The organism is Bosea sp. NBC_00550, assembly GCF_026020075.1.
In the GTDB taxonomy this organism is placed as follows: Bacteria; Pseudomonadota; Alphaproteobacteria; order Rhizobiales; family Beijerinckiaceae; genus Allobosea.
Genome location: NZ_CP102772.1, coordinates 1,636,483 through 1,651,920 on the forward strand (window position 1 = coordinate 1,636,483; position 15,438 = coordinate 1,651,920).

Annotated in this window: 25 protein-coding genes; 1 reads left to right on the forward strand and 24 read right to left on the reverse strand. The window is 65.2% G+C overall.

Going from position 1 to position 15,438, the window contains the following annotated elements:
- Positions 1-7: 7 nt before the first annotated feature.
- The gene (locus NWE53_RS07730) at positions 8-1,444 is read right to left on the reverse strand and encodes a DegQ family serine endoprotease (protein ID WP_265053764.1); all 1,437 of its coding nucleotides are present in this window, start codon (positions 1,442-1,444) and stop codon (positions 8-10) included.
- A 152-nt stretch (positions 1,445-1,596) separates the two neighbouring features.
- Between NWE53_RS07730 and NWE53_RS07735 the strand changes: the two genes are divergently transcribed.
- Positions 1,597-2,016 (forward strand): BLUF domain-containing protein, encoded by a 420-nt coding sequence (locus tag NWE53_RS07735; protein WP_265053765.1) that lies wholly within the window; start codon positions 1,597-1,599, stop codon positions 2,014-2,016.
- 87 nt (positions 2,017-2,103) lie between these two features.
- On the opposite strand, the gene rplQ is transcribed toward NWE53_RS07735, so the two are convergent.
- From rplQ to rpsS, 23 genes are all read right to left on the reverse strand, one after another.
- Positions 2,104-2,520: a 50S ribosomal protein L17 gene (gene rplQ / locus NWE53_RS07740; RefSeq protein ID WP_265053766.1), complete on the reverse strand. Its 417-nt coding sequence runs from the start codon at positions 2,518-2,520 to the stop codon at positions 2,104-2,106.
- 114 nt (positions 2,521-2,634) lie between these two features.
- On the reverse strand, positions 2,635-3,651 hold the full coding sequence (locus tag NWE53_RS07745) for a DNA-directed RNA polymerase subunit alpha (RefSeq protein WP_265053767.1): 1,017 nt from the start codon (positions 3,649-3,651) through the stop codon (positions 2,635-2,637).
- Positions 3,652-3,742: 91 nt separating this feature from the next.
- Complete coding sequence (rpsK, locus tag NWE53_RS07750; protein ID WP_043237079.1) at positions 3,743-4,132, reverse strand: 30S ribosomal protein S11; 390 nt, start codon at positions 4,130-4,132, stop codon at positions 3,743-3,745.
- Positions 4,133-4,247: 115 nt separating this feature from the next.
- On the reverse strand, positions 4,248-4,616 hold the full coding sequence (gene rpsM / locus NWE53_RS07755; protein ID WP_265053768.1) for a 30S ribosomal protein S13: 369 nt from the start codon (positions 4,614-4,616) through the stop codon (positions 4,248-4,250).
- A 414-nt stretch (positions 4,617-5,030) separates the two neighbouring features.
- A complete protein-coding gene (locus tag NWE53_RS07760) occupies positions 5,031-6,233 on the reverse strand; it encodes an ABC transporter substrate-binding protein (protein ID WP_265053769.1) in 1,203 nt (400 codons plus the stop codon).
- Positions 6,234-6,477: 244 nt separating this feature from the next.
- Complete coding sequence (locus NWE53_RS07765; protein WP_265053770.1) at positions 6,478-7,071, reverse strand: adenylate kinase; 594 nt, start codon at positions 7,069-7,071, stop codon at positions 6,478-6,480.
- A complete protein-coding gene (secY, locus tag NWE53_RS07770) occupies positions 7,072-8,409 on the reverse strand; it encodes a preprotein translocase subunit SecY (RefSeq protein WP_265053771.1) in 1,338 nt (445 codons plus the stop codon).
- Positions 8,410-8,563: 154 nt separating this feature from the next.
- Positions 8,564-9,040 (reverse strand): 50S ribosomal protein L15, encoded by a 477-nt coding sequence (rplO, locus tag NWE53_RS07775; RefSeq protein WP_265053772.1) that lies wholly within the window; start codon positions 9,038-9,040, stop codon positions 8,564-8,566.
- Positions 9,041-9,052: 12 nt separating this feature from the next.
- Positions 9,053-9,247, reverse strand: coding sequence for a 50S ribosomal protein L30 (rpmD, locus tag NWE53_RS07780; RefSeq protein ID WP_265053773.1), 195 nt, complete (start codon positions 9,245-9,247; stop codon positions 9,053-9,055).
- A 10-nt stretch (positions 9,248-9,257) separates the two neighbouring features.
- Positions 9,258-9,815, reverse strand: a complete 558-nt coding sequence (gene rpsE, locus NWE53_RS07785; RefSeq protein ID WP_038365418.1) for a 30S ribosomal protein S5 — start codon at positions 9,813-9,815, stop codon at positions 9,258-9,260.
- A 147-nt stretch (positions 9,816-9,962) separates the two neighbouring features.
- A complete protein-coding gene (gene rplR, locus NWE53_RS07790) occupies positions 9,963-10,325 on the reverse strand; it encodes a 50S ribosomal protein L18 (RefSeq protein ID WP_265053774.1) in 363 nt (120 codons plus the stop codon).
- A gap of 11 nt (positions 10,326-10,336) precedes the next feature.
- Positions 10,337-10,870 (reverse strand): 50S ribosomal protein L6, encoded by a 534-nt coding sequence (gene rplF / locus NWE53_RS07795; protein ID WP_265053775.1) that lies wholly within the window; start codon positions 10,868-10,870, stop codon positions 10,337-10,339.
- A gap of 37 nt (positions 10,871-10,907) precedes the next feature.
- A complete protein-coding gene (gene rpsH, locus NWE53_RS07800) occupies positions 10,908-11,306 on the reverse strand; it encodes a 30S ribosomal protein S8 (RefSeq protein WP_047582049.1) in 399 nt (132 codons plus the stop codon).
- Positions 11,307-11,319: 13 nt separating this feature from the next.
- Positions 11,320-11,625 carry a 30S ribosomal protein S14 gene (rpsN, locus tag NWE53_RS07805; protein WP_199085556.1) on the reverse strand — a complete coding sequence of 102 codons (306 nt, stop codon included), beginning with the start codon at positions 11,623-11,625 and terminating at the stop codon, positions 11,320-11,322.
- A gap of 36 nt (positions 11,626-11,661) precedes the next feature.
- Positions 11,662-12,228, reverse strand: a complete 567-nt coding sequence (rplE, locus tag NWE53_RS07810; protein WP_265053776.1) for a 50S ribosomal protein L5 — start codon at positions 12,226-12,228, stop codon at positions 11,662-11,664.
- Positions 12,221-12,538, reverse strand: a complete 318-nt coding sequence (rplX, locus tag NWE53_RS07815) for a 50S ribosomal protein L24 (protein ID WP_149128657.1) — start codon at positions 12,536-12,538, stop codon at positions 12,221-12,223. The genes rplE and rplX overlap by 8 nt, the downstream gene beginning before the upstream one ends.
- Positions 12,538-12,906, reverse strand: a complete 369-nt coding sequence (rplN, locus tag NWE53_RS07820; RefSeq protein ID WP_055730187.1) for a 50S ribosomal protein L14 — start codon at positions 12,904-12,906, stop codon at positions 12,538-12,540. The genes rplX and rplN overlap by 1 nt, the downstream gene beginning before the upstream one ends.
- Before the next feature lie 210 nt (positions 12,907-13,116).
- Entirely contained in the window at positions 13,117-13,359 is a 243-nt protein-coding gene (gene rpsQ / locus NWE53_RS07825) for a 30S ribosomal protein S17 (RefSeq protein ID WP_265053777.1), read from the reverse strand.
- A 10-nt stretch (positions 13,360-13,369) separates the two neighbouring features.
- Positions 13,370-13,582, reverse strand: coding sequence for a 50S ribosomal protein L29 (gene rpmC / locus NWE53_RS07830; RefSeq protein WP_265053778.1), 213 nt, complete (start codon positions 13,580-13,582; stop codon positions 13,370-13,372).
- An 11-nt stretch (positions 13,583-13,593) separates the two neighbouring features.
- A complete protein-coding gene (gene rplP, locus NWE53_RS07835) occupies positions 13,594-14,007 on the reverse strand; it encodes a 50S ribosomal protein L16 (protein ID WP_089175048.1) in 414 nt (137 codons plus the stop codon).
- Positions 14,008-14,025: 18 nt separating this feature from the next.
- Positions 14,026-14,757, reverse strand: coding sequence for a 30S ribosomal protein S3 (rpsC, locus tag NWE53_RS07840; RefSeq protein ID WP_265053779.1), 732 nt, complete (start codon positions 14,755-14,757; stop codon positions 14,026-14,028).
- 10 nt (positions 14,758-14,767) lie between these two features.
- Positions 14,768-15,148 (reverse strand): 50S ribosomal protein L22, encoded by a 381-nt coding sequence (rplV, locus tag NWE53_RS07845; protein ID WP_265053780.1) that lies wholly within the window; start codon positions 15,146-15,148, stop codon positions 14,768-14,770.
- A 3-nt stretch (positions 15,149-15,151) separates the two neighbouring features.
- A complete protein-coding gene (gene rpsS, locus NWE53_RS07850; RefSeq protein WP_055730182.1) occupies positions 15,152-15,430 on the reverse strand; it encodes a 30S ribosomal protein S19 in 279 nt (92 codons plus the stop codon).
- Between the last annotated feature and the right edge of the window lie 8 nt (positions 15,431-15,438).

Consider the following 15,438-nt stretch of genomic DNA (forward strand, 5'->3'; position numbering starts at 1 on the left):
GCGAATCTCACCCCGGGAAGACCGAGGTGATGGTCTGGCCGTTGCGGGAGATGGTCACCTCCCAGGCTCGCTTGCGATCCTTCAGGGCGGTCTCGACCTCGCGCGAATTGGCCATCCGCTCGCCGTTGAGCGCCATGATCAGGTCCCCCTTCTGGAAGCCTATATTGGCGCCGGTGCTGCCGTCCTCGATCTCGCTGACGACGACACCTTCATTGCCGGTGTCGATCGAAAGCTCCTCGGCCAGCGCCGGCGAGAGATTCGCCACCGTCAGGCCCGCGAGCGGGGAACGGCTGGTCAGTTTCACCGCGTCGCGCGGCCGCGTCTCGGGCGCGGCGACGAGCTTGATCGCAATGTCGATCTTCTTGCCGCCGCGCAGCACGGTGAGCGCGGTCGTGCCGCCGATCGGCCTTGTGGCGAAGCGATAGCCGAAAGCTTCCGGATCATCGACCGCGGCGCCGTCGACCGAAAGGACCACGTCGGACCGGCGCAGGCCTGCCTGATCGGCCGGCCCCTTCTCGACGACGCTGGCGACGACCGATCCGGCCGGCCGGTCGAGCCCGAGTCCGTCCGCGACATCGGCGGTCAGGCTCTGCAGACGCGCGCCGAGCCACGGCCGCCGCACGGTCTTGACGCCGGCCTTGGCGCTGTCGACGACAAGACGCACCATCGCCGAGGGAATCGCGAAGCCGATGCCTACGCTGCCGCCCGAGCGCGAATAGATTGCGGTGTTGATGCCGACGACACGCCCCTTCATGTCGACCAGCGCGCCGCCCGAATTGCCGGGATTGATCGCCGCATCGGTCTGGATGAAGGACTGCGCATCGCCCACGCCGATCTGCGTGCGGGCGAGCGCCGATACGATGCCCTGCGTCACCGTCTGGCCGACGCCGAAGGGATTGCCCATGGCGAGCACGATGTCGCCGACCTGGAGTTCGTCGGTATCGGCGAGCTCGATCGCGGACAGGTTCTTGGTGTCGGCGAGCTTCAGCACGGCGAGATCGGTGCGCGGGTCGCGCAGCAGGATCGTGGCCTCGACCTCGCGCTTGTCGGCGAAGGCGACCTTCACCTCGCTCATGTTCTCGATGACGTGGTTGTTGGTCACCACGAGGCCCGCGCCCGCGTCGACCACCACGCCGGAGCCCAGCGAGCGCTGCACCCGCTCGCGCGGCACGCCGAAGCCGCCATCTCCGAAGAAGCGCCGGAAGAAGGGATCGTCCATGAACGGGTTCTGCGGCCGCTTCTCGACGCGCGCCCCGTAGACGTTCACCACCGAGGAAGCCGTGCGCTTCACCAGCGGCGCGAAGGACAGCGTCACCTGCTCGCGCGTCTCGGGGACCTGCCGGGCCTGACCGAGCGCCGGCCAGGGGGCGACTGCCGCCCCCAGCGCGCATGCGAACGCGGCGGCGGCCAGCTTCCTGCGGTTTCCTGCGAAGCGTTCGGTCATGCTGTCCTCATCGTGAAACAAAAAGCCGCCGGCACACGTTGGAAATGAACCGACGTGCAGCGTCCTTCATATACCCATCTCGACGCGCCGCGGTTCCGAACCGACATGTCGTGCAACTCCGCGGGCTTCGCAAGCCGCCAGGGACATATCTCATGAGCCTGACCCGGCTTGTCTACGCCAGCCACAGCCTCCTCGACGACTCCGGCCGACGCGCGGAACTCGACAGAATGCTGGCGAGCGCCCGTCGCTCCAACCAGGAAAACCGGGTCACCGGGTTCCTGCTCGTCACGCGAAATGCGTTTGCGCAGGTGCTGGAGGGCGAGATTTCCCATGTGCGGGAAACCTACGGCCGCATCATGGCGGATCCGCGCCATACCGATCTGCGCATATTGGAAGAAAGGCCGATTGTGGAGCGGCTCTTCTCGGGCTGGGCGATGGGCGTCGCCGAGCATGACGAGACCACGCATTTCATCTTCGGGCTCTACGGCGTGACACCCGACAACGACCTTCCGACGCAGCCCGTCGATGCGCTCCTCGACCTCGCCGGAGAACTCGCCCGCCGGCCTGCCTGAGAGATTTCACGCCGACGCGCCACACAGCCAAAAAGAAAGGGCGGCCCGAAGACCGCCCTTTCCGAAATCGAACCGAACAGAGGCCGATCAGGCCGCTTCGTCTTCCGCCGTGAACACCGGACCGGAGTCCTTGCCCTTGGCGTCGACGTCGCGGTCGACGAACTCGATGATCGCCATCGGAGCGTTGTCGCCGAAGCGGAAGCCCGCCTTCATGATGCGGAGATAGCCGCCGTTGCGCTCCTTGTAGCGCGGCCCGAGCACGGCGAAGAGCTTGGCGACGAGGGCGACATCCTTGATCTGCGAGATCGCCTGGCGGCGGGCGTGCAGGTCGCCGCGCTTGCCGAGCGTGATGAGCTTCTCGACGACCGGACGCAGGTCCTTCGCCTTCGGCAGCGTGGTGGTGATCTGCTCGTGCTTGATCAGGGCCTGGGCCATGTTCGCGAACATCGCCTGGCGATGCTCGGCCGTGCGGTTGAAACGGCGGCCGCGGAATCCGTGACGCATTGTTTGGCTCCTTCGTTGCTTACGGCCGCCGTGCCACGGAACGGCCGTTCCTTATGCTCCGGCTCGCATGAGCCGGGCGGGATGGCGCGGGATGCCTCCCGCGCCGGTTGAGGCTCAGTAGTGCTCCTCGAAGCGCTTGGCGAGCTCTTCGATGTTCTCCGGCGGCCAGCCCTGGACGTCCATGCCCAGATGCAGGCCCATGGTCGCCAGCACTTCCTTGATCTCGTTCAGCGACTTGCGGCCGAAGTTCGGGGTGCGCAGCATCTCGCCCTCGGACTTCTGGATGAGGTCGCCGATATAGACGATGTTGTCGTTCTTCAGGCAGTTCGCCGAACGCACAGAGAGCTCGAGTTCGTCGACCTTCTTGAGCAGCGCCGGGTTGAAAGGCAGCTGCGGCGCGGTCGAGACGGCCTCTTCCTTGCGCGGCTCCTCGAAGGTGATGAAGACGGCGAGCTGGTCCTGCAGGATGCGGGCGGCGAGCGCCAGCGCGTCCTCGGGGGTGACCGAGCCGTTGGTCTCGATCTGGAGGGTCAACGAATCCTTGTCGAGGTTCTGGCCCTCGCGGGTGTTCTCGACGCGGTAGGAAACCTTCTTGACCGGCGAGTACAGGCTGTCGACCGGGATCAGGCCGATCGGCGCGTCCTCGGGACGGTTCTGCTCGGCCGGGACGTAGCCCTTGCCGGTGTTGACCGTAAACTCCATCCGGATCTCGGCCCCATCGTCCAGCGTGCAGAGCACGAGGTCGGGGTTGAGGATCGAGACGTCGCCGATGGTGTTGATGTCGCCGGCGGTGACGGTGCCCGGGCCCGACTTGCGCAGGGTCATGCGCTTCGGTCCCTCGCCCTGCATCTTGACCGCGACGGCCTTGATGTTGAGGACGATGTCGGTGACGTCCTCGCGGACACCCGGAATCGAGGAGAACTCGTGCAGCACGCCGTCGATCTGGACGGCGGTGACGGCCGCGCCCTGGAGCGAGGACAGCAGCACGCGACGGAGCGCATTGCCGAGCGTCATGCCGAAGCCGCGCTCGAGCGGACGCGCGATCACGGTGGCCTGACGTTTCGGGTCGTCTCCGACCTTGACTTCGAGCTTGTTCGGCTTGGAAAGATCCTGCCAGTTCTTGCTGATCACGACCGCACTCCTGGTGCTGAATTCATCTGGCGGCCACCGCCGCCCCGGACAGGCGCCCGCCCCTGCGGGCGCCTCGTGCAATGGTCAGACGTCAGACGCGACGGCGCTTGCGCGGACGGCAACCATTGTGCGGGATCGGCGTGACGTCGCGGATCGAGGTCACGGTGAAACCCGCGGCCTGCAGTGCGCGCAGCGCCGATTCGCGGCCCGAACCCGGACCCGTCACCTCGACCTCGAGGGTGCGCATGCCGTGCTCGGCAGCCTTGCGGGCGGCGTCTTCGGCGGCGACCTGCGCGGCATAAGGGGTCGACTTGCGCGAACCCTTGAAGCCCATCGTGCCGGCCGAGGACCACGAGATCGTGTTGCCCTGCGCGTCGGTGATGGTGATCATGGTGTTGTTGAACGAGGCGTTCACATGCGCGACGCCGGAGACGATGTTCTTGCGTTCGCGACGACGGACGCGCTGGGCTTCCTTAGCCATATCTCTTCTTCCATCCTTCAGGCGCGCCCGTCATGCCAGGCGCTGGGGATGCCGGCCGCCCGATACGGGTCAGCCGGCGTAAATACAGCGGGCCGGTTAGCCGGCCCGCCGAAACTCACTTCTTCTTGCCGGCGATCGGCTTCGCCTTACCCTTGCGGGTGCGGGCGTTGGTGTGCGTGCGCTGGCCGCGGACCGGCAGCGAGCGGCGATGGCGCAGGCCGCGATAGCAGCCAAGGTCCATCAGGCGCTTGATGTTCATCGAGACTTCACGGCGCAGATCGCCCTCGACGAGATAGTCGCGGTCGATCGCCTCACGGATCTGAAGCACTTCGGCGTCGGTCAGCTGGTTGACGCGGCGCTCGGCGGCGATGCCGACCTTCTCGCAGATCTCCTGAGCCTTGGCCGAACCAATGCCGTGGATGTACTGAAGGCCGATGACGACGCGCTTGCCGGTCGGAATGTTAACGCCCGCGATACGAGCCATGGTCTCATCTCCATGTCGGCCGGCATGCCCGATGGCACTCCGGCGGTGGGAAAAAATCCTGCGTCCGGTGGAGGCCGGCTCATGCAGGACGTTGAACGGCTCCACGCAGTAACGCGACGTCGCCCCCTCTCGCGAGGGTAACGGCATCGCTCCCATTGGAACCGGATGGCGGGTCGTTAACCGGTCGGGCGACACGAGTCAACCCTCGCACCCAAGAAACATGCCAAGGCCGGCAAAGCGGCCGAAGCACTGTCAGGTCAAGGCCGTAGCCAACGCTGCCATACGGGGCTCCGTCATTCCGGACAAGCGGCGAAGCCGCGCCGATCCGGAATCCATCGAAGAGTACCGTGCTTTACGATGGATTCCGGGTCTCCGCTTTGCTCCGCCCGGAATGACGCGCCTGAGTGCGACCGCTTACTTCTTCACCAAGCTGCACTTGCTCTCCGAAAGCGGCGCGATGATCTCGGATGCCGGGATCCTGCGGACGACCTTGAAGTAGTCCCATGGAGCCTTCGAGGCCGCCGGCGCCTTAACCTCGACCAGCAGCATGTCGTTCATCAGCCGCCCGTCTTCGCGGACCTTGGCACCGGGCGCATAGAAATCCTCGACCGGCATCTCCCGCATCTTTGCGGCAACCGCAGGACCCGCGGCAGTGCCCGCCGCCTTCACCGCCTTGAGATAGTGCAGCACCGAGGAATAGACGCTGGCCTGGATCATGCCCGGCATCTTCTTCGTTCGCGCCATATAGCGGTCCGCCCAGTCGCGGCTCGGCTTGTCGGCATCGTGATAATAAGCGGTGGTGGTGATCAGCCCCTTGGCCTTGTCGAGGCCGAGGCCGTGCACGTCGCTCAGCACCACGACCATCGCGGCGAGCTTCTGCCCGCCATCGACGAGGCCGAACTCGCCGGCTTGCTTGACCGAGTTGATCGTGTCTGTGCCGGCATTGGCGAAGGCGACGATCTTCGCCTTCGAGGCCTGCGCCTGCAGCAGGAAGGAGGAGAAGTCCGGCGTGGAGAGCGGCGCCCGCACCGTGCCGAGCGTCTTGCCGCCATTGGCCGCGACGATGGCCTCGATATCCGCGGTAAGCTGATGGCCGAAGGCATAGTCGGCGGCAATGATGTACCAGCTGTCGCCGCCCTCGCGCAGCACCGACAGCGCCGTGCCCTTGGCCGAGGTCGCGGTGTCGAAGGTCCACATGAAGCCGGTCGCCGAGCAATCCTCGTTGAACAGCCGGGTCGTCGCCGGCCCATTGTAGAGCGCGACCTTCTGGCGTTCCTTGGCGATCCCGCCTACGGCCAGCGCGACCGCCGAGTTCGTTAGGTCGGCGATGGCGGTGACGCCGTCGACATCGTACCAGCGCCGCGCCAGTCCGGCGGCGACGTCGGGCTTGTTCTGGTGGTCGGCCGCGACGATCTCGATTGGCTTGCCAAGCACCGAACCGCCGAAATCCTCGATCGCCAGCTTCGCCGCCTCGACCGAGCCAAGCCCGCCGAATTCGGCATAGTTGCCCGACTGGTCGTTGAGGATGCCGATCTTGACCGCATCCTGCGCCCGCGCCGCAGCCGGCATCAGCGCCAGCGTGCTGGCGACCAGCAATGCACCCCATCTCGTCGTCATGCGCCTGCTCCCTGTCCTGCGCCGGACCGGAAAACCGCTTCGCTCCCGGTCGACGGGCGCTTCACACCGCTTTTCGCGGCTTGCAGTCAGCACATCCGGCGGGCCTGTGCCTGTCAACGCACGGGCAGGCCGAGAAAAGACAAAGGCCGGCACGCAAAAGCGCACCGCCGAACGAAAAAACCCGGAGAGGCCGTTCGGCCTGTCCGGGTTCGGTATCTGCTTCGAGTTTGTGGCCGCCGGCGGATCAGCCCTGCGCCGCCACGGACAATGCGTTCGCGATCACTTCGGAGACGCTGTCGATCGGCTGCATGCCGTCGATCGGGGTCAGCTGACCGCGCTTCTCATAATAGGGCGCAACCACCGCCGTATCGCGGTTATAGGCCTCGAGCCGGGTCTTGAAGACTTCCGGATCATCATCCTTGCGCACCGGCTGGCCGGCGGCTTTCGCCTCTTCGGCGCGGCGGACGATACGGTCGACGAGCTTGCTCTGGTCGACCTTGAGTTCCAGCACGGCGTCGAGCTTCACGCCCTTGCTCTCCAGCATCCGGTCGAGCGCCTCGGCCTGCGCCAGCGTCCGCGGGAAGCCGTCGAGGATGAAGCCCTTCTTGGCATCCGCCTCTTCGATGCGGTCGGCGACGATGCCGATGACGATCTCGTCGGAGACGAGCCCGCCCGCATCCATCACGGCCTTGGCCTTCTGGCCGATCGGCGTGCCGGCGCTGACAGCCGCGCGCAGCATGTCACCGGTCGAGAGTTGCGGAATGCCATGCTTCGCGACGATGCGCGCCGCCTGAGTGCCTTTGCCCGCCCCCGGCGGCCCCAGGAAAATCAACCGCATTTAGCGCCTCGCTCCTCGCAATTTGGCCTTCTTGACCAGCCCTTCGTACTGATGGGCCAGCAGATGTCCGTGAACTTGAGCCACGGTGTCCATCGTCGTCGTCACCACGATGAGCAGCGAAGTGCCGCCCAGCAGGATGATCGGGATCTGAGCATAGGTGATCATGAACTCGGGGATAAGGCAGACGATCGTCAGATAGCCGGCGCCGAGCACGGTGATGCGGGTGAGGATACGGTCGATATGCTCGGCCGTGCGCTCGCCGGGGCGGATGCCCGGCATGAAGCCGCCATGCTTCTTGAGGTTGTCCGCCGTCTCGACCGGGTTGAACACGATCGCGGTGTAGAAGAAGCAGAAGAAGATGATCAGCGCCGCGTAGAGGATCATGAACAGCGGCCGGCCATGCGCGAGATAGGTCGCGATGATGGAGAGGAAGCCCGTCCCGCCCGAAGCCTGCGAGAAGCTCGCGATCGTCGTCGGCAGGAGCAGCAGCGACGAGGCGAAGATCGGCGGGATGACGCCGGAGGTGTTGAGCTTCAGCGGCAGGAACGAGGTCTGGCCCTCATACATGCGGTTGCCGACCTGGCGCTTCGGGTAGTTGATCAGCAGGCGGCGCTGAGCACGCTCCATGAACACGCAGAAGGCGATGACGCAGACCGCCATGACCAGCACGCCGAGCAGCAGCCCGGTCGAGATCGCGCCCTGCCGGCCGAGTTCGAGGGTCTGGGCGAGCTGCGACGGGAATTCGGCGATGATGCCCGCGAAGATGATCATCGAGGTGCCGTTGCCGATGCCGCGGCTGGTGATCTGTTCGCCGAGCCAGAGCAGGAACATCGTGCCGCCGACGAGCGTGAGCGTCGTCGAGAGCAGGAAGAACGGCCCCGGCTCCAGCACCAGATTGCCCGAGCCCTGCAGGCCGACGCCGATCGCATAGGCCTGGAATACGGCCAGCACCAGCGTCAGGTAGCGCGTGTACTGGTTGAGGGTCTTGCGGCCCTGCTCGCCTTCCTTCTTCAGCGCCTCGAAGGTCGGGATGACGCTGGACAGCAGCTGGACGATGATCGAGGCCGAGATGTACGGCATGATAGCCAGCGCGAAGATGGCGAGACGGCCGACGGCGCCGCCCGAGAACATGTTGAACATGCCGAGCACGCCGCTCTGCGACTGGCGGAACAGGTCCGCCACCGCGTCGGGGTTCATGCCGGGCAGCGGTATATAGGTGCCGAGCCGGTAGACGACGAGCGCCCCCAGCGTGAACCAGATCCGCTTCTTCAGTTCGTCCGCCTTGGCGAAGGCCCCGAAGTTGAGGTTTGCCGCAAGCTGTTCAGCCGCCGATGCCATGCGTCCGGTCCTTGGGTCTCAAGTCAGTCATTGAAGCACATCCCCCGCCGCGCTCGCGGTGCGTTTTCGGGTCGCGTGCCTTGCGTCAAACAGTCGAACGGCGGCCTGGGCGCTGGCCCGGCCGCCGTTCGCAAACGTCATGTAGGCGTTAGGATCACGCCTGTGAAGCGGCAGCCAGAATCTTGACCGTGCCGCCCGCCTTCTCGATCGCCGCGACGGCCGACTTGGACGCGCCGGCCACCTCGAAAGCGAGCTTGGTCTTGAGCTCGCCGACGCCGAGGATCTTGACGCCATCCTTGGCCTGACGGGTGATGACACCGGCGGCGACGAGCGCCTCGATGGTGACAGCACCCTTGGCATCGAGCTTACCGGCTTCGACGGCCTGCTGGATGCGGCCGAGGTTCACCTCGTTCAGATCCTTGCTGAACAGGTTGTTGAAGCCGCGCTTGGGCAGGCGACGATACAGCGGCATCTGGCCGCCTTCGAAGCCCTTGATGGCGACACCGGCGCGCGAGGTCTGACCCTTCACGCCGCGGCCACCGGTCTTGCCCTTGCCCGAGCCGATACCACGGCCGACGCGGATGCGCTCCTTGAGAGCGCCTTCGTTGTCACGAATCTCGTTGAGTTTCATGTGTCGCCCTCCTCAATTCGCGTCGACGACGCGCACGAGGTGCTTGACCTTCTCGACCATGCCACGCACCGCGGGGGTGTCCTGGAGGGTCGAGCGGCGGCGGATCTTGTTCAGGCCGAGACCGATCAGGGTCTGGCGCTGGGTGGCGTCGCGGCGGATCGGGGAGCCGATCTGCTCGACGGTCAGGGTCTTCTCAGCCTTTGCCATGAATCCCTCCTCACGCTTCCGCAGCCGCATCCGTGCCGGCATCGCGGCGACGGGTCTGCAGGGCCGAAACCTTGAGCGAGCGACGGGCCGCGACGGAGCGCGGGCTGTCCTCGTTCTTCAGCGCGTCGAAAGTGGCGCGCACGAGGTTGTAGGGGTTCGAGGAGCCGAGCGACTTGGACACGACGTCCTGCATGCCGACCGCCTCGAAGACGGCGCGCATCGGGCCGCCGGCGATGATGCCGGTACCGGCCGGAGCCGCGCGCAGCACGACCTTGCCGGCGCCATGGCGGCCCTGCACGTCGTGATGGAGGGTGCGGCCCTCGCGCAGCGGGATGCGGACGAGGCCGCGCTTGGCGGCTTCCGTCGCCTTGCGGATCGCCTCGGGAACTTCACGGGCCTTGCCGTGGCCGAAGCCGACGCGGCCCTTCTGGTCGCCGACGACGACGAGCGCGGCGAAGCCGAAGCGACGACCACCCTTCACCACCTTGGCGACACGGTTGATGTGGACGAGCTTATCCACGAATTCGGAATCTTCGCTATCCCGACGCTCACGCGGCTCTCTAGCCATCTCTGTCCTCTTACTTGCGCGACGAGAGCCTGAGGCTCCGCCGCTCGCTCGAGCAAATCCCCTTCGGCCTCATTGCCTGGGGGAAGCCTGAAAACGGATGCCGCCCGGCCGGCGCGCGAACGCCGGGCCGGGCGAAACCCGGTAGCCTCAGAAGCTCAGGCCGCCCTCGCGGGCTGCCTCGGCCAGCGCCTTGACGCGGCCGTGGTACATGTACGGGCCACGGTCGAAGACCACGTCCGTCACGCCGGCCTTGACCGCGCGCTCGGCGACGATCTTGCCGATGATGGCGGCCGACTCGACGTTGGCGCCGGACTTGATATCGCCGCGCAGATCCTTGTCGAGCGACGAGGCCGAGGCCAGGGTGACCCCCTTCACGTCGTCGATGACCTGCGCATAGATCTGCTTGCCGGTGCGGTGCACCGAAAGGCGCGGGCGGCCGTTGGCAACCGCCTTGATCGCGCGGCGGACGCGGGCCTTGCGGCGCGCAGTCACATCGTTCTGCTTGCTCATGGCTGGCGTCCTTACTTCTTCTTGCCTTCCTTGCGGAAGATGAACTCGCCGGCGTACTTGACGCCCTTGCCCTTGTAGGGCTCGGGGCCACGATAGTCGCGGATCTCCGCGGCGGTCTGGCCGACGACCTGCTTGTCGATGCCGACGACGACGATCTCCGTCGGCTTCGGCGTCGTGATCGCGACACCGGCCGGGATCTCATAGTCGATATCGTGGCTGTAGCCGAGCGACAGCTTCAGCACCTTGCCAGCGACGGCGGCCTTGTAGCCGACGCCGTTGATCTCGAGGCGCTTCTCGAAGCCGGCGGTGGTGCCGACAACGAGGTTGTTGATGCGGGCACGCGAGGTGCCCCAGAGCGCACGGGCGCGCTTCGACTGCGAACGCGGCTGAACCGCGATCGCACCGTCCTCCATGGCGACCGAGACGTCCTCGGGCACCTCGAAGGAGAGCTCGCCCTTCGAGCCCTTGACCTTGACCAGCTGGCCGGTGACCGTGGCGGTGACGCCTGCGGGAACCGAGACCGGCTTCTTACCGATACGAGACATTGGATCTCTCCTGAAGATGAGCGGGGCGCCTGAAAGGTCAGAAGACCTTGCAGAGCACTTCGCCGCCCACGTTCTGCTCGCGGGCCACATGATCGGCCATAACGCCACGCGGGGTCGAGACGATCGTCACGCCGAGGCCATCGGCCACGCGCGGCATTGTCTCGACCGACGAGTAAACGCGACGGCCGGGCTTCGAAACACGCGAGATCGACCGGATGACCGGCTGGCCCTCGTGATACTTCAGCTCGATGTCGAACTCCGTCCGGCCGTTGCCGAACTCGGTCTGGCTGTAGCCGCGGATATAGCCCTCGGACTGCAGCACGTCGAGCACGCGGGCGCGCAGCTTCGAGCCAGGGGTGGAAACGCGGGACTTGCGACGCATCTGCGCATTGCGGATGCGGGTCAGCATATCGCCGAGCGGATCAATGATTGCCATTGTCCAGTACTCCTCACCAGCTCGATTTCACGAGGCCGGGAACCAGCCCCTTGTTACCGAGCTCACGCAGCGCGACACGCGACATCTTGAGCTTGCGATAAAAAGCGCGCGGACGACCCGTCACCTCGCAACGATTGCGGATGCGGATCTTGGCCGAGTTGCGCGGCAGTTCAGCCAGCTTGAGGCGAGCGAGGAAGCGCTCGTCCATGGGCTGGTTGTCGTCATTGGCAATTGCGAGCAAACGGGCCCGGCGGCCGGCGAATTTCTTCACCAGCTTCCTGCGGCGCTCGTTGTTCTCGACGGAGCTTTTCTTAGCCATCGATCTCTCCTGGTTTCCGCGTATGAACGCTTAGGTTCACTGCCGGAACGGGAAGTTGAAGTGCTTGAGCAAGGCGCGCGCCTCGTCGTCCGACTTCGCAGTCGTGCAGACGATCACGTCCATGCCCCAGACCTGGTCGACCTTGTCGTAGTTGATCTCCGGAAACACGATGTGCTCCTTGATCCCGAGCGCGAAGTTGCCGCGCCCGTCGAACGACTTCGGGTTCAGGCCCCGGAAGTCGCGCACGCGCGGCAAGGCGATGGTGACGAGCCGGTCGACGAACTCGAACATCTTGGTCTTGCGCAGCGTGACCTTGCAGCCCACCGCCATGTTCTCGCGCAGCTTGAAGCCGGCGATGGCGAGGCGGGACTTCGTGATGACCGGCCTCTGGCCGGCAATCATGGCGAGATCGCCGGCGGCGTTGTCGACCTTCTTGCGGTCGGCCGTCGCTTCGCCAACGCCCATGTTGATGACGATCTTCTCGATCGTCGGCACTTCCATGACGTTCTTGTAGCCGAATTCGGCGATCATCGCGGGACGAACGACGTCCTCGTAATGCTTCTTCATGCGCGGCGAGAGAGCCGCCTGCTGAGCCTCAGCCATCGATCAGATCCCCCGAACGCTTGGCGAAACGAACCTTGCGGCCGTCATCGAGCACCTTGAAACCAACGCGGGTCGGCTTGCCGTCCTTCGGATCGGCCACGGCGATGTTCGACAGGTCGATGGTGGCCTCTTTCGAGATGATGCCACCCTCGGACGTCTGCGACTGCTTGGTGTGGCGCTTGACGAGGTTGACACCACGCACGACGGCGCGGGCATCCTTCGGCAGGACCTGCAGCACTTCGCCCGACTTGCCCTTGTCGCGGCCTGCGAGCACGACGACCTTGTCGCCCTTCTTGATCTTCGCAGCCATCACAGCACCTCCGGCGCCAGCGAGATGATCTTCATGTGGTTCTTGGCGCGCAGCTCGCGCGGAACCGGTCCGAAGATACGCGTGCCGACCGGCTCCTTCTGGTTGTTGATCAGCACCGCCGCATTGCGGTCGAAGCGGATCACCGAACCGTCTGCGCGCTTGACGTCCTTGGCGGTGCGAACGACGACCGCCTTCATGACGTCGCCCTTCTTCACGCGACCGCGCGGAATGGCTTCCTTGATCGAAACGACGATGATGTCGCCGACACCGGCGTACTTGCGCTTCGATCCGCCCAGAACCTTGATGCACATCACACGACGCGCGCCGGAATTGTCGGCGACGTCGAGATTCGTCTGCACCTGGATCATGGCCTTGATCCTTCCAATCTGTGTATCAGGCGGTTTCCCGGACCGCCTCAGCGCTGCCCGGGACTACGACTGACGGGGGTCGATCGCCCCCTGGCCTCAAAACAAAACGTGATCCGCAAAAGTGGTTTCCACCTTTGCGGAGAAACATGTCCGGCTTCCTACGGGCGCCCTGCCCGCCCCTGATTCGGGGCCGGGCAAAGCGGTCTCGCCTCACGCCTTGGGGGCGCTGTCGAGCACAACCCAGCTTTTCAGCTTGGAAATCGGCTTGGACTCCTCGATCCACACCGTGTCGCCGATCTTGAACGAACCCGCCTCGTTGTGGGCGTGATAGTTCTTCGTGCGGCGAACCGTCTTCTTGAGGAGCGGGTGCGTATAACGCCGCTCGACCTTCACGACAACAGTTTTGTTCTGCTTGTCGCTGACGACGACGCCCTGCAGTACGCGCTTAGGCATTATTCTCTCCTCACGCGCTGGCCGCAACGGCCTTCGACCGTTGCAGCGTCTTGATGCGGGCGATGTCCTTGCGCAGCTCGGTGACGCGCGCGGAGTTCTCGAGCTGGCCCGTAGCCTTCTGGAAGCGCAGGTTGAACTGCTCCTTCTTCAGCTTGAGCAGCTCGTCATGGAGCTGATCCGTGCTCATCGACTTCAGGTCGGAAAGACGCTGTGTGCTTTTCATGTCGCCCTCCCTTACTCGGCGATGCGCTGGATGAAGCGGGTCTTGATCGGCAGCTTGGCGGCGCCGAGACGGAGCGCCTCGCGGGCGATCTCCTCGGACACGCCGTCGAGCTCGAACATGATCCGGCCCGGCTTGACCTTGGCCGCCCAGAACTCGGGCGAACCCTTGCCCTTACCCATGCGGACTTCGGTCGGCTTCTTGGAAACCGGCACGTCCGGGAAGACGCGGATCCAGACACGGCCGACGCGCTTCATGGCACGGGTGATCGCGCGGCGGGCCGCCTCGATCTGCCGGGCGGTGACGCGCTCGGGCTCCTGGGCCTTCAGGCCGAACTGGCCGAAGTTGAGGTCCGTGCCGCCCTTGGCGACGCCGTGGATGCGTCCCTTGAACTGCTTGCGGAACTTGGTGCGTTTTGGTTGCAGCATGGCTCTTCTCGATCAGCCTTACGCAGCCTGCTCGCGACGATCGCGATCGCGGTGATCGCGGTCACGGCCGCCGGAACGGCCGCCCTCGTCGGAGAGGCGCTTGTCCTGGGCCATCGGGTCGTGTTCCAGGATCTCGCCCTTGAAGATCCAGACCTTGATGCCGCACGTCCCGTAGGTCGTGAAAGCGGTGGCGACGCCGTAGTCGACGTCGGCGCGCAGCGTATGCAGCGGCACGCGGCCCTCACGGTACCATTCGAGGCGGGCGATCTCGGCGCCGCCGAGACGGCCCGAGCAGTTGATGCGGATGCCCTCGGCGCCCAGACGCATCGCCGACTGCACGGCGCGCTTCATGGCGCGACGGAAGGCGACGCGGCGCTCGAGCTGCTGCGCGATCGAGTCGGCAACCAGCGTGGCGTCGATCTCGGGCTTGCGCACCTCGACGATGTTGATCGTGACATCGGCCTTGGTGAGCTTCGAGACTTCCTTGCGGAGCTTCTCGATGTCTGCACCCTTCTTGCCGATCACCACGCCCGGACGCGCCGAGTGGATGGTGACGCGGCACTTCTTGTGCGGACGCTCGATGATGATCTTCGAGACGGCGGCCTGCTTCAGCAGCTTCATGAGGGCGGCGCGGATGGCCATGTCCTCATGCAGCAGCTTGCCGTACTCGCCCTTGCTCGCGAACCAGCGCGAATCCCAGGTGCGATTGATGCCGAGGCGAAGGCCGATCGGATTGATTTTCTGACCCATCGTTCTCTCCTCAGGCCTGCGCAGCCTGCTCGCGCACCACGATCGTGATGTTCGAGAACGGCTTCATGATACGGGCGCCACGGCCGCGGGCGCGGGCGTGGAAGCGCTTCATCACGAGCGCCTTGCCGACGAAGGCCTGGGCAACGACGAGATCGTCGACGTCGAGATCATGATTGTTCTCGGCGTTGGCGATCGCGCTCTGCAGGCACTTGCGAACGTCGTTCGCGATGCGCTTGCGCGAGAACTCGAGATCGGCGAGAGCCGTCGCGACCTTCTTGCCACGGATCAGCTGAGCGACGAGGTTCAGCTTCTGCGGCGAGACGCGAAGGTTGCGGGCAATCGCAATCGCTTCGTTGTCCGGCAGCGCACGGGGGGCTGATGCTTTACCCATGGCTTACTTCCTCTTCGCCTTCTTGTCGGCAGCGTGGCCGTGGAAGGTGCGCGTCGGCGAGAACTCGCCGAACTTGTGGCCCACCATCTCCTCGGACACGGACACCGGCACATGCTTCTGGCCGTTGTAAACGCCGAACGTCAGACCGACGAACTGCGGCAGGATCGTGGAGCGTCGGCTCCAGATCTTGATAACTTCATTGCGGCCCGAGGTCCTGGCGACCTCGGCCTTCTTCAGGAGGTATCCGTCGACAAACGGACCTTTCCAAAGCGAACGCGCCATGACGGACC

Excerpts from the sequence above, each read along its gene's own strand:
- NWE53_RS07730 (WP_265053764.1), bottom strand. The coding sequence starts at position 1,444 with ATGACCGAACGCTTCGCAGGAAACCGCAGGAAGCTGGCCGCCGCCGCG.
- NWE53_RS07735 (WP_265053765.1), top strand. The coding sequence starts at position 1,597 with ATGAGCCTGACCCGGCTTGTCTACGCCAGCCACAGCCTCCTCGACGAC.
- rplQ (WP_265053766.1), bottom strand. The coding sequence starts at position 2,520 with ATGCGTCACGGATTCCGCGGCCGCCGTTTCAACCGCACGGCCGAGCAT.
- rpsK (WP_043237079.1), bottom strand. The coding sequence starts at position 4,132 with ATGGCTAAGGAAGCCCAGCGCGTCCGTCGTCGCGAACGCAAGAACATC.
- rpsM (WP_265053768.1), bottom strand. The coding sequence starts at position 4,616 with ATGGCTCGTATCGCGGGCGTTAACATTCCGACCGGCAAGCGCGTCGTC.
- NWE53_RS07760 (WP_265053769.1), bottom strand. The coding sequence starts at position 6,233 with ATGACGACGAGATGGGGTGCATTGCTGGTCGCCAGCACGCTGGCGCTG.
- NWE53_RS07765 (WP_265053770.1), bottom strand. The coding sequence starts at position 7,071 with ATGCGGTTGATTTTCCTGGGGCCGCCGGGGGCGGGCAAAGGCACTCAG.
- secY (WP_265053771.1), bottom strand. The coding sequence starts at position 8,409 with ATGGCATCGGCGGCTGAACAGCTTGCGGCAAACCTCAACTTCGGGGCC.
- rplO (WP_265053772.1), bottom strand. The coding sequence starts at position 9,040 with ATGAAACTCAACGAGATTCGTGACAACGAAGGCGCTCTCAAGGAGCGC.
- rpmD (WP_265053773.1), bottom strand. The coding sequence starts at position 9,247 with ATGGCAAAGGCTGAGAAGACCCTGACCGTCGAGCAGATCGGCTCCCCG.
- rpsE (WP_038365418.1), bottom strand. The coding sequence starts at position 9,815 with ATGGCTAGAGAGCCGCGTGAGCGTCGGGATAGCGAAGATTCCGAATTC.
- rplR (WP_265053774.1), bottom strand. The coding sequence starts at position 10,325 with ATGAGCAAGCAGAACGATGTGACTGCGCGCCGCAAGGCCCGCGTCCGC.
- rplF (WP_265053775.1), bottom strand. The coding sequence starts at position 10,870 with ATGTCTCGTATCGGTAAGAAGCCGGTCTCGGTTCCCGCAGGCGTCACC.
- rpsH (WP_047582049.1), bottom strand. The coding sequence starts at position 11,306 with ATGGCAATCATTGATCCGCTCGGCGATATGCTGACCCGCATCCGCAAT.
- rpsN (WP_199085556.1), bottom strand. The coding sequence starts at position 11,625 with ATGGCTAAGAAAAGCTCCGTCGAGAACAACGAGCGCCGCAGGAAGCTG.
- rplE (WP_265053776.1), bottom strand. The coding sequence starts at position 12,228 with ATGGCTGAGGCTCAGCAGGCGGCTCTCTCGCCGCGCATGAAGAAGCAT.
- rplX (WP_149128657.1), bottom strand. The coding sequence starts at position 12,538 with ATGGCTGCGAAGATCAAGAAGGGCGACAAGGTCGTCGTGCTCGCAGGC.
- rplN (WP_055730187.1), bottom strand. The coding sequence starts at position 12,906 with ATGATCCAGGTGCAGACGAATCTCGACGTCGCCGACAATTCCGGCGCG.
- rpsQ (WP_265053777.1), bottom strand. The coding sequence starts at position 13,359 with ATGCCTAAGCGCGTACTGCAGGGCGTCGTCGTCAGCGACAAGCAGAAC.
- rpmC (WP_265053778.1), bottom strand. The coding sequence starts at position 13,582 with ATGAAAAGCACACAGCGTCTTTCCGACCTGAAGTCGATGAGCACGGAT.
- rplP (WP_089175048.1), bottom strand. The coding sequence starts at position 14,007 with ATGCTGCAACCAAAACGCACCAAGTTCCGCAAGCAGTTCAAGGGACGC.
- rpsC (WP_265053779.1), bottom strand. The coding sequence starts at position 14,757 with ATGGGTCAGAAAATCAATCCGATCGGCCTTCGCCTCGGCATCAATCGC.
- rplV (WP_265053780.1), bottom strand. The coding sequence starts at position 15,148 with ATGGGTAAAGCATCAGCCCCCCGTGCGCTGCCGGACAACGAAGCGATT.
- rpsS (WP_055730182.1), bottom strand. The coding sequence starts at position 15,430 with ATGGCGCGTTCGCTTTGGAAAGGTCCGTTTGTCGACGGATACCTCCTG.